Raw genomic sequence first — 8,806 nt, forward strand, 5'->3', positions numbered from 1 at the left:
GCCGCCCGCCCGGCGGACCTCATGGGCGAGCGGCCCGGTCGCGGCTCACGCCGTGAAGCGCACCGCCCGGCGGATCTCCGGCTGGTCGGTCACCACGCCGTCCAGGCCCAGGCCGCGCGCGAGCCGGAGGTGGTCGTGGGTGTTGACCGTCCAGCCCAGGACCTTCAGATGCGCGGCGTGTGCGCGCTCGACCAGTTCGAGGGTGAGCCGGCGGATGTTCAGCGACAGCATGTCGGCGCCGACGGCCTGGGCGCGGTCGACGATATCCGCGCCGTAGCGGCTGCCGACCAGGGCGGTGCGCACACCGGGCAGCAGGGTGCGGATCGCGGCCACGGCCTCGTCGTGGAAGGAGATCACCTCGACCCGGCCGGTCAGATCGCGCGAGCGCATCACCTCGGCCAGCGCCTGCGCGGCCGCCACGTCCTTGATCTCCGCCTGCAGCGGCGCCTTGACCGCGTCCACGACCTCTTCGAAGACGGGGATCCGCTCGCCCCGCCCGGCGTCCAGTTCGCGCAGCTCCGCGAGGGTGCGCTCGGCGATCGGGCCGGTGCCGTCGGTCGTCCGCTCCACGTCCGCGTCGTGCATGACGACCAGTGCGCCGTCCTTGCTCAGATGCAGGTCCAGTTCGATGACGTCGAGGCCCTCGTGTTCGGCGCGCACGAAGGAACGCAGGGTGTTCTCCGGCTCCACGCCCATGACCCCGCGGTGTCCGATGGTGAGAAAGGACAAGGCTGCCTCGCTTCTGTCGGCTCGGTGCTGCTTCGGCTGGGTGGCGGTGCCGACCGCGGAACGGCCGACATCGGTACAACGGTGTCGAAATGGCGCACAGCCTAACGGGCCCGGATGGCGCCGAACCGGCCGCCGGACGGGACCGTGGTGTGTCCAGTAGGGGTACCCGCCAGATCCGGCTTCAGACGGCTCACCCGCGCGTGGGCGATTCCTTCCCGCGCTGACGGCGGCCGGTGCCCGGGGCCGCCGAGGCGCCGGCAGCGTCCTGTGGCATATGCCACAGCCGGGTTTGCCGAGTGGCGTCCGTCGCCCCTTCTGCCGGACAAAGCATCCGGAACCATCCGCTCCACGGCGAGAACGTGTCGCCAAAACCGCAACTCGCAGGAAAAATGAGCGTAGCCACCGGGTGTGCGCAGAATAATTTCCGGCGCCTCCACTTGAGCTAACGATCCTTGGCTGGTTACCGTGTCCTGACAACACGATCTACCGCCGGAGGGCAGTCATGACGGAAATTCTTTCGCCTGTGGGTGTCCAGGGGGGTGCCGGCGCCGCGCCTGTGGTCGGGCACCCGGCGTGGTCCGCACTCAAGAACGCGGTCGAGACGATCCGCCCCTGGCAGGCCAAGGACGGCTCGATCGACCTCACCGCCGAGGGCGCGCCGAGCGCCGGCGCCGTCCGCCACGAGGTCGACCGCGTCATAGCCGCCATCGAGCAGCTCGCCCCGCTGCTGCCCCACGACGCCGCCTACCACCAGGCCCTCGTTGCCGACCTCGGTCGCTGGGCCGACGGCGGCTTCGAGGTGCCCGACTTCCTCGACTCGCTGCTCGCCTTCCAGCCCGCCCAGCAGCGCGCCGACGGCCTCCAGCACCTCGTCCTCTTCCCCATGTACACGCAGAACGGCAACCCGGACCGCAACTTCGAAGCGGTCGTGCTGCGCATGGTCTGGCCGGACTGGCTCGCCGAGCTGGAGCGCACCCGCTACGACAACGCCCTCTTCTGCGGCATCACCTTCGAGGACTTCACCGCCGGCTACGACACCCACTCCGCGGTGCTCTTCCCGGAGACCATCGCCGTGCGCGAGGCCCCCGAGCGCTTCTCCTGGGGCGGCATCTTCTGCGACCGCGAAGCCGCCCGCTTCCGCCGGGTCAGCGAGGCCGCCATCGAGACGCTCGGCGTCCAAATCCCGGACGACATCCGCGAGATGCTCGCCGACCAGGGCCGCTGCCAGGAGGCGTTCGTCCTGTGGGACATGGTCCACGACCGCACCCACAGCCACGGCGACCTGCCGTTCGACCCGTTCATGATCAAGCAGCGCCAGCCGTTCTGGATGTACGGCCTGGAGGAGCTGCGCTGCGACCTCACCGCCTTCAAGGAGGCCGTGAAGCTGGAGGCCGAGGGGGTCTCCCAGGCCCGTGACGTGCAGTTCGCGGTGATCTTCGACCGGATGTTCCGCTTCCCGGTCACCGGCGACCGGGTGCGCAATTATGACGGCCTCGGCGGTCAGCTGCTCTTCGCGTACCTCCACAAGCACGAGGTCGTACGCTGGACGGACAACACACTCCACATTGACTGGGAGCGGGCGCCCAAGGTCACCAACCAGCTGTGCGGCGAGATCGAACAGCTCTACCGCGACGGCATCGACCGGCCCAAGCTGGTCCACTGGTTCGCCGCGTACGACCTCGTCTCGACCTACCTCGCTCCGCACCCGGGCTCGGTCTGGGCCAAGGGGCCCGACGCCCTCGACCTGGACCTGCCGCCGCGCAAGCTCGTGGACGACGTTCTCCCGGACGAGTTCCCGCTGAGCATGTTCTACGAGGCGCTGGCCAAGAAGCTGCGGGTTGTGATCGCCTCCACCAAGGGCATCACTGCTCACAGTGACGCATTGGCGGCGGCGTGAACACCGATCGGAACCCCCGGCGGATGGCCGTCCAGGAGCATGAGGAGGCGACGAAGATGACTACTTCGACGGGCGGCCAGGGGCCGCTGGAAGGCGCGGTCATCGCGGTGGCGGGGGCGGCGGGCCCGGCGGGCCGCGCCACGCTGTTGCGGCTGGCCGAGGCGGGGGCCGTGGTCGTCGGCTCCGACTCGCATCCCGAGCGGCTCGCGGAGGCCGTGGACGCGGCGCGCTACGCCCACGGCGGCGCCACCGTCATCGGTGAGACAGTGGACCTCCTGGACCTGGACCAGACCCGTGAATGGGCCGCCCGTACGGAGAAGGAATTCGGCCGGATCGACGGCCTCGTCCACCTCGTCGGCGGCTGGCGCGGCTCGGCCACCTTCGCCGAGACCGACCTGGCCGACTGGGACCTGCTGCACAGGCTGCTGGTACGCACCGTCCAGCACACCTCGCTGGCCTTCCACGACGGTCTCGAACGCGGCGGCAACGGCCGCTATCTGCTGACCAGCGCGGCCGGCGCGAGCAAGCCCACCGCGGGCAACGCCGCCTACGCCGCCTCCAAGGCCGCCGCCGAGGCCTGGACGCTGGCCCTCGCGGACGCGTTCCGCAAGGCCGGGGGCGAGAGCGGACCGCGCGCCGCGGCTGCGATCCTGGTCGTGAAGGCGCTCGTAAACGAACAGATGCGCGCCGAGCGACCGAACGCCAAATTCGCGGGCTTCACGGACGTCTCGGAGCTGGCCGAGGCCATCGCCGGGGTCTGGAGCCGGCCCGCCCAGGAAGTGAATGGAAAGCGTCTGTGGCTGACCCCCGAGCCGTGACCGGCGCGAAGACCGACGCACGGCAGCACCACGACACGCAGGTGCGCGGCTTCGCCAGCGACAACTACGCCGGTGCCCACCCGGAGATCCTCGCCGCCCTCGCCCTCGCCAACGGCGGCCATCAGGTCGCCTACGGCGAGGACGACTACACCGCGCACCTCCAGCGCGTGATCCGCAGCCACTTCGGGCAGAGCGCCGAGGCCTTCCCGGTCTTCAACGGCACCGGCGCCAACGTCGTCGCTCTGCAGGCGGTGACCGACCGCTGGGGTGCGGTGATCGCCGCCGATTCGGCGCACATCCACGTCGACGAGTGCGGGGCGCCCGAGCGTGTCGGCGGGCTGAAGCTGCTCACCGTCCCCACCGAGGACGGCAAGCTCACGCCCGAGCTGATCGACCGTGAGGCGTTCGGCTGGGACGACGAGCACCGCGCCATGCCGCAGGTCGTCTCGATCGCCCAGAGCACCGAGCTGGGCACCGTCTACACGCCCGACGAGATCCGTGCGATCTGCGAACACTCCCATGAGCGCGGCATGTTGGTGCATCTCGACGGTGCCCGGATAGGCAACGCCGCGGCCACCCTGGACGTCCCGATGCGGGCCTTCACCAACGCCGTCGGCGTCGACATCCTGTCCTACGGCGGCACGAAGAACGGCGCGCTGTTCGGCGAGGCCGTGGTCGTCGTCAACCCCGACGCGGTCCGCGCGATGAAGCATCTGCGCAAGCTGTCGATGCAGCTCGCCTCCAAGATGCGTTTCGTCTCCGTGCAGTTGGAAGCGCTGCTCGCCCGTGATCTGTGGCTGCGCAACGCCCGGCACGCCAACACCATGGCGCAGCGCCTCGCGGCCGGTGTGCGGGAGATCGACGGCGTGCGGATCCTCTACCCGGTGCAGTCCAACGCGGTGTTCGCCCGGCTGCCGCATGATGTCAGCGAGCGGCTGCAGAAGCGCTACCGCTTCTACTTCTGGGACGAGGCGGCCGGCGACGTGCGCTGGATGTGCGCGTTCGACACGGCCGAGGAGGACGTCGACGGATTCCTCGACGCGCTCCGCGAGGAGATGCAGCGCTAGGACCCTGTCACTGTATAGCTATGCGCTCGACCGGAAAGTCATTGGCCTCCGGTCGGGCGCATCGCTACGCTCCCCGGTCATGGACCTGAAGCAGAACACCCCGGTGTTGTCCGCATATTTGGCGGCCGGCGACGTCATCGACCACGAGCATCCCCGCGTCCGCGCCACCGCGGCGGCCCTGCGCGCCGATGCCCCGGATGTATATGCATACGCCAAGGCCGCCTTCGAGTTCGTCCGCGACACCATCCTGCACCCGGCCGACTCCGGCGACGGGCGGAGCGGGACGGACCTCCCCCCGACCGGAGGCCGGGAGAGGGTCACCTGGCGCGCCTCCGACGTCCTCGGGGAGGGCGTCGGCATCTGCTACGCCAAGGCGCACGCCCTGGCCGCTCTGCTGCGCGCGGAGGGTGTCCCCACAGCGCTGTGCTACCAGAACCTCGGCGTCGTGCACGGCCTGGTCGCGGTCAGGCTGCCCGGCTCGGAGCGCTGGGTGCGGCAGGATCCGCGGGGCAACAAGCCCGGCGTCGACGCGCAGTTCCGCACCGACCGCGAGCAGCTCGCCTTCCGCCCCCGCCCCGAGTTCAATGAATTGGACTACCCAGTATTGTTTGCTGAACCACATCCGGCCGTGCTCCAATGCCTCCAGCAGGCCGTCGACCGGCCGCACCTCTGGCGAACACTCCCCACCGCACTCTGAGAAACGGCACCCCGATGACCCGTCCCCTGCACGTCTCCGACGAGGTGCGCGCCCTCGCGCCCGGCTTCGGATACCTCGCCGTCGAAGCGCACGGCCTGACCAACGGCCCCAGTGACGCGGCCGGTTCGGCGCTCCTGGACGAGGCCGCGCGCCGACTGGCCGAGCGCCTGGACGGCCGCGGCCCGCAGGACGACCCGCACCTCGCCGCCTGGCGCGCCGCGTACACCGCCTTCGGCAGCAAGCCCTCGCGCACCCGTAACTCCGCCGAGGCGCTGGCCAAGCGGGCCCTCGCGGACGGCGGACTGCCGCGCATCAACCGTCTCGTCGACCTCTACAACGCCATCAGCGTCGCCCATCTCATCCCGGTGGGCGGCGAGGACCTGGACCGTATCCAGGGCGGCATGCGGCTCGTGCGGGCCACCGGCGAGGAACCCTTCGCGACCGCCGCGGGCGGCGCCGAGGTCATCGAACACCCCGACGCCGGCGAGGTCGTCTGGTGCGACGACGAGGGCGTCACCTGCCGCCGCTGGAACTGGCGCCAGGGCGTGCGCACCCGGCTGACCGAGGACTCGGTCAACGCCCTCTTCCTGCTGGAGCGGATGGCGCCGATGCCCCTCGGCGAACTGACCACCGCGGCCACCGAACTCGCCGAGGCGCTGCACAAGGCCTGCCCCGACGCCCGTATCGAGATCGGCAGCATCTGGGCGCCGTAGTCACACCGCCGTGGTCACGGGCCTTCTCCCCTGAGCTGTGCGCCCGGCCGTGCCCCCGCGCTATGCGCCCGGCGCCGCCGGGGCGGTGCCGCCGAGGTGGGCCGGGATCCACCAGGTGTCCTCGGGGCCCTTGGGGCGTACCGGATAGGCGCGCTGGGCGGCCTCCAGGAGGTCCTGCACCCGGGCCCGCAGCCGGTCGGTGATCTTCTCGGCCTGTTCGGCGGGGTCGGCCTCCATCGGCTCGCCCACCCGGATCGTGATCGGGAAGTGGTTACGCCCCAGGTCGCGCTTGTGGCCCTTGGTCCACAGCCGCTGGGTGCCCCACAGGGCCACCGGCAGCAGCGGCACGCCGGCCTCCTGGGCCAGCCGCGCCGCACCGGACTTGAAGTTCTTGAGGGTGAAGGACTCGGAGATCGTCGCCTCGGGGAAGACGCCGATGACCTCGCCCGAACGCAGCGCGGTCAGCGCGTGCTTGTAGGCGTGCACGCCCTGCCTGCGGTCCACGGGGATGTGCTTCATCGCGCGCATCAGCGGACCCGACACCTTGTGCCGGAACACCGACTCCTTGGCCATGAAACGCACCAGCCGCTTGGCCGGCCGCGCCGCGAGACCGGCGAAGACGAAGTCGAGATAGCCGATGTGATTGCTCACCAGCACCGCTCCGCCACGGCGCGGAATATTCTCCGCCCCGGCGATGTCGAACTTGAGGTCGAGGCCCTTGAAGATGGTGCGAGCGGCACCGATCACGGGCGGATAGACCAGTTCTGCCATGTCGGGGGATCCCTTTTCTGTGCCTGGGGAGGGTTCTCCCGGCGGAAACCTACGCAGCCGTAAGTGTGCGGCTTTCGGGAGATCGTGCCCGATCACAGCCTTGGCGGCTACCGCATGGGCCGCCGGGACCGGGAGATTCTCGTCACGTGGGGCCGCACAGTCACCCCCCTGCCCGCCGCAGCAGCAGGTACACCTCGCATCCCAGGCAGTAGGCGAAAGCGGCATTCAGGAAGGCGGCGGCCAGCGCGCAGCCGGTCGCCGCGAGCCCCAGCCAGTCCGGCCCCACGACATACCCGACCAGCCCCGCCAGCGCGAAGAACAGCCCGACGCACTGCGCGAAGCGCGGCGGCCCGGCATCCTCGAACGCGTCCGGCGGTGCCAGCCGCGGCCGGACCACCACCTTGAACAGCCAGGCGTAGGGCGAGTGCTGGACACCCGCCACCGCGCCGACGGCGAACACCAGCGCCTGGAAGGCCAGCAGCCCTCCGCTCCCGCTGATCAGGACGGCCGCCAGCACCGCACTCGTCAGCACCGCTCCGAACCGCGGACCGCGGACATCGATCCTGTCTCTCGTCATGTCCCCACCCTCCCCCAGCGCGCCCGATGTGCGGGACCGGGAATCTTTACGGTCTCGTGAACGCTGCAGCGGGGGATGACTGGACTCATGGTGTGCATCGCGGTGCTGGCGGCAGCGAGCGTCTACGGTCTGCTGCACCAACGCCGCAATGGGAGGCTGACGGTGCGAGCACGGGACGACGGGGAGCGGCTGGGCGCCGCCGAGATCGGCGCGGAGCTGGGGGAGCGGGCGACCCTGCTGCAGTTCTCCAGTGCCTTCTGCCAGCCCTGCCGCGCCACCCGGCGGACCCTCGCCGAGGTCGCGGGGATGGTGGACGGCGTCCGCCACGTCGAGATCGACGCCGAGGACAGGCTGGAGCTGGTCCGGGCGCTGAACATCCTGCGGACGCCGACGGTGCTGGTGCTCGACGCCCACGGCGCGATCGTGCGCCGCGCCGCAGGCCAGCCGCGCAAGGCGGACATCATCGCCGCACTGGGAGCGGCGGTCCGTGATTGATCTCCCAGATGGTGGTCCCCACTTGACGCTGTGGGTCACGCATCGTCACTCTGACGTGATGCGGCCAGGAACCCTTCTGTACGGACGCGCGCACGTCGACCTTCTGCGGACCGCCAGCGCGCGCTGTCCGGGCGTGTGAGCAGCGACGACATCAGTGATGTCGGCAGTCGCACGGCTGTCGACGCCCCTGCCTGGGCTCGTACACCACACCAGAAGGACAATTCCATGACGGCCTCGACCGACCTCGGCACGCCTCGCACCGCATCTCCCGAACTGCTGCGCTCCGTCTTCCGCCGGCACGCGGCAGGCGTCGCGGTGATCACCGCGCACGGCTCCCGCCCTGTCGGCTTCACCGCCACCTCGCTCACCTCCGTCGCCGCGGAGCCGCCGCTGCTCTCGTTCGGCATCGGCACCGGCGCCTCCAGCTGGCCGGCCGTCGCGGAGGCCGAGCACATCGGCGTCCACATACTCGGCGAGCACCAGCAGGAGCTGGCCGCCACCTTCGCGCGCAGCGGCGCGGACCGCTTCGGTCCCGGCACCGCCTGGCGTACGGGGCCGGAGGGCGTGCCCCTCCTCGACGGCGTACTGGCCTGGCTGGTGTGCAAGGTCGTGGCGCGGGTGCCGGCCGGCGACCACCGGATCGTCCTCGCCCAGCCCGTTCTCGGCGACCCCGCCGGGACCGGTCGGCCGCTGCTCTATCACCAGGGCCGCTTCAACGCTCTGCGCGACTGACGCGTTCCCGTTCCGCTTCGTCGTCACCCGGGTCGGGGTCGTTGGCAAGGTCACAGTTGCACGGCCTTGATTCGGGGCACGAGACTGGATGTACTGGCGAGTAATATGACGGTCGGCGCGGGGAACCGCATCCGACCGGGAGCCGCCCCAACAGGCGCCTATGCTGCCAGCACCAAGGCAGTTCTGAAGAGACGAAGCAGGTAGGAGAGCCGGCGTGAGCTTGAGGATCGTTGTCTGTGTGAAGTACGTGCCCGACGCCACCGGCGACCGGCACTTCGCCGAGGACCTGACCGTCGACCGCGACGACGTG

10 protein-coding genes and 1 pseudogene are annotated in these 8,806 nt (G+C 70.5%); 8 read left to right on the forward strand and 3 right to left on the reverse strand.

Translation table 11 applies throughout. From position 1 onward, the window contains the following. Positions 1-45: 45 nt before the first annotated feature. Positions 46-729, reverse strand: coding sequence for a glycerophosphodiester phosphodiesterase (locus ACIRQ7_RS24740; RefSeq protein WP_401475322.1), 684 nt, complete (start codon positions 727-729; stop codon positions 46-48). A 502-nt stretch (positions 730-1,231) separates the two neighbouring features. On the opposite strand from ACIRQ7_RS24740, the gene ACIRQ7_RS24745 reads away from it, so the two are divergent. From ACIRQ7_RS24745 to ACIRQ7_RS24765, 5 genes are all read left to right on the forward strand, one after another. Further along, entirely contained in the window at positions 1,232-2,626 is a 1,395-nt protein-coding gene (locus tag ACIRQ7_RS24745; protein ID WP_404264935.1) for a DUF6421 family protein, read from the forward strand. A 56-nt stretch (positions 2,627-2,682) separates the two neighbouring features. Then, the gene (locus ACIRQ7_RS24750) at positions 2,683-3,444 is read left to right on the forward strand and encodes an SDR family NAD(P)-dependent oxidoreductase (protein WP_404264936.1); all 762 of its coding nucleotides are present in this window, start codon (positions 2,683-2,685) and stop codon (positions 3,442-3,444) included. Beyond that, entirely contained in the window at positions 3,423-4,511 is a 1,089-nt protein-coding gene (locus ACIRQ7_RS24755) for a threonine aldolase family protein (RefSeq protein ID WP_404264937.1), read from the forward strand. Before ACIRQ7_RS24750 ends, ACIRQ7_RS24755 begins: the two co-directional genes overlap by 22 nt. Before the next feature lie 79 nt (positions 4,512-4,590). Then, positions 4,591-5,208, forward strand: coding sequence for a transglutaminase domain-containing protein (locus tag ACIRQ7_RS24760; RefSeq protein WP_404264938.1), 618 nt, complete (start codon positions 4,591-4,593; stop codon positions 5,206-5,208). A gap of 14 nt (positions 5,209-5,222) precedes the next feature. Beyond that, positions 5,223-5,921: a B3/4 domain-containing protein gene (locus ACIRQ7_RS24765; protein WP_404264939.1), complete on the forward strand. Its 699-nt coding sequence runs from the start codon at positions 5,223-5,225 to the stop codon at positions 5,919-5,921. Positions 5,922-5,981: 60 nt separating this feature from the next. Here the strand turns inward: ACIRQ7_RS24765 and ACIRQ7_RS24770 are convergent, their stop codons facing one another. Continuing rightward, positions 5,982-6,692 carry a lysophospholipid acyltransferase family protein gene (locus tag ACIRQ7_RS24770; RefSeq protein WP_401475340.1) on the reverse strand — a complete coding sequence of 237 codons (711 nt, stop codon included), beginning with the start codon at positions 6,690-6,692 and terminating at the stop codon, positions 5,982-5,984. Between the two features lie 160 nt (positions 6,693-6,852). Next, positions 6,853-7,269 carry a DUF4395 domain-containing protein gene (locus ACIRQ7_RS24775; protein ID WP_404264940.1) on the reverse strand — a complete coding sequence of 139 codons (417 nt, stop codon included), beginning with the start codon at positions 7,267-7,269 and terminating at the stop codon, positions 6,853-6,855. Positions 7,270-7,344: 75 nt separating this feature from the next. Here ACIRQ7_RS24775 and ACIRQ7_RS24780 point away from each other — a divergent pair, with 75 nt between their 5' ends. From ACIRQ7_RS24780 to ACIRQ7_RS24790, 3 genes and pseudogenes are all read left to right on the forward strand, one after another. Beyond that, entirely contained in the window at positions 7,345-7,764 is a 420-nt protein-coding gene (locus ACIRQ7_RS24780) for a TlpA family protein disulfide reductase (RefSeq protein ID WP_404264941.1), read from the forward strand. A gap of 225 nt (positions 7,765-7,989) precedes the next feature. Then, positions 7,990-8,496 (forward strand): flavin reductase family protein, encoded by a 507-nt coding sequence (locus tag ACIRQ7_RS24785; protein ID WP_404264942.1) that lies wholly within the window; start codon positions 7,990-7,992, stop codon positions 8,494-8,496. 214 nt (positions 8,497-8,710) lie between these two features. Continuing rightward, positions 8,711-8,806: pseudogene (locus ACIRQ7_RS24790) on the forward strand (electron transfer flavoprotein subunit beta); the annotation flags it as partial.

It is taken from the genome of Streptomyces sp. NPDC101393 (assembly GCF_044767385.1).
Classification (GTDB): Bacteria; Actinomycetota; Actinomycetes; order Streptomycetales; family Streptomycetaceae; genus Streptomyces.

Coding starts and splice junctions, on each gene's coding strand:
- ACIRQ7_RS24750 (WP_404264936.1), top strand. CDS start 2,683: ATGACTACTTCGACGGGCGGCCAGGGGCCGCTGGAAGGCGCGGTCATC.
- ACIRQ7_RS24760 (WP_404264938.1), top strand. CDS start 4,591: ATGGACCTGAAGCAGAACACCCCGGTGTTGTCCGCATATTTGGCGGCC.
- ACIRQ7_RS24785 (WP_404264942.1), top strand. CDS start 7,990: ATGACGGCCTCGACCGACCTCGGCACGCCTCGCACCGCATCTCCCGAA.
- ACIRQ7_RS24770 (WP_401475340.1), bottom strand. CDS start 6,692: ATGGCAGAACTGGTCTATCCGCCCGTGATCGGTGCCGCTCGCACCATC.
- ACIRQ7_RS24765 (WP_404264939.1), top strand. CDS start 5,223: ATGACCCGTCCCCTGCACGTCTCCGACGAGGTGCGCGCCCTCGCGCCC.
- ACIRQ7_RS24745 (WP_404264935.1), top strand. CDS start 1,232: ATGACGGAAATTCTTTCGCCTGTGGGTGTCCAGGGGGGTGCCGGCGCC.
- ACIRQ7_RS24775 (WP_404264940.1), bottom strand. CDS start 7,269: ATGACGAGAGACAGGATCGATGTCCGCGGTCCGCGGTTCGGAGCGGTG.
- ACIRQ7_RS24780 (WP_404264941.1), top strand. CDS start 7,345: ATGACTGGACTCATGGTGTGCATCGCGGTGCTGGCGGCAGCGAGCGTC.